Source organism: Alcanivorax sp. HI0083 (assembly GCF_001635175.1).
The window spans coordinates 1-1231 of the sequence record NZ_LWFX01000202.1; the positions used below are offsets into that span (position 1 = coordinate 1).

The 1231-nt window shown below is 54.8% G+C and carries 2 protein-coding genes; both read left to right on the plus strand.

All coding sequences use genetic code 11. The features are described from left to right. Nucleotides 1-319 (plus strand): iron-containing alcohol dehydrogenase (locus A3754_RS02180; protein WP_156496697.1); only part of this gene is annotated, 319 nt, incomplete at its 5' end. Nucleotides 320-367: 48 nt separating this feature from the next. After that, nucleotides 368-805 carry a thioesterase family protein gene (locus A3754_RS02185; protein WP_063518735.1) on the plus strand — a complete coding sequence of 146 codons (438 nt, stop codon included), beginning with the start codon at nucleotides 368-370 and terminating at the stop codon, nucleotides 803-805. Nucleotides 806-1231 lie beyond the last annotated feature (426 nt).

Consider the following 1231-nt stretch of genomic DNA (forward strand, 5'->3'; position numbering starts at 1 on the left):
CCTGAGTAACTCTCTGGTGTTGCCGGAAGTGCTGCGCTTCAATTTGCCCAAGGCGGCGCCGCTTTATGCCGAGCTGGCACCCATTCTCAGTGACCGCCCCTTTGCTGACCATGACGATGGCGCGGGAGTATTGGTTGCGGCGCTGGAGTCGCTGATCAGTGAGGTGGGTCTGCCAGTGCGCCTGCGCGATGCCGGGGTCACCGAAGACAGCCTGGAAACCCTGGCCTCGGATGCCATGCTCCAGCAACGGCTGCTGGTGAATAACCCCCGTGAAGTGACCGAGGCGGATGCCCTGAATATTTACAAGGCAGTATATTGATTCAAGAGACGCAACAGGTGATATGCAGCACTTCAGGAAATAACACGAATGAGTAGTGATAAACCAAGCCGTCCTCAGCGTGAGGAATACGGCTACCTTTGCCCGGTGGATAGTCGCTGGAGCGATAATGATATCTACGGCCACATCAACAACGTGGTCTATTACAGCTATTTTGACTCCACCATTAACCGCTACCTGGTCGACGAAGGCGGACTGGATATCCACGAAGGCGAACACATCGCCTATGTGGTCAGCTCCGGTTGTGACTATCTGGAAGCGGCAGCCTATCCGGAATCATTGGTGGTGGGGATGAAGGTGGACAAGCTGGGAAACAGTTCTGTGCGCTATGGATTGGCACTGTTCGGCAGTGAAGGCCCGGCCAAGGCCACCGGTTTTGTGGTACACGTGTTCGTGAATCGAGCAACAGGGCGACCCGTCGCCATTCCTGATGCCTTGCGCGAAGCGTTAGCGCGACTGGCACAATAGTGTGCGTTATCGTTATCTGAAAAGGGTGATACCCAGAAACAGCTTGCTGATAATGTAGGTCGACTTAGGCGTAGCCGTAAGCCGACAATCAGCCGTTTGCGTTGCTTTGCGTGCAGGATGTCGGATTACGCCTTTCAGGCTCTCTGTGCCCTTGGGTAAATGCGACCTACATGGCGATGATAGTAAAAAGGCGGAAATGGGTGTCAGCCCATTTCCGCCTTTTTACGTGTTGCCTGCGGCGTGTTGCGTGCCGCGTCTTAGTTAGGGAAGAAGTTCAGCTTGTAATCGCCTTTCCAGGTTTCCACATTCATGGCGCCGAAGTTCATTTTTCGGGCCACCAACAGGATTCGCCGTTCAAGCTTGTCGTCACCCAGTTGGCTAGACTTGATTTTCACGTCCAGCACGTCGCCGCTGGGGGCGATGGTG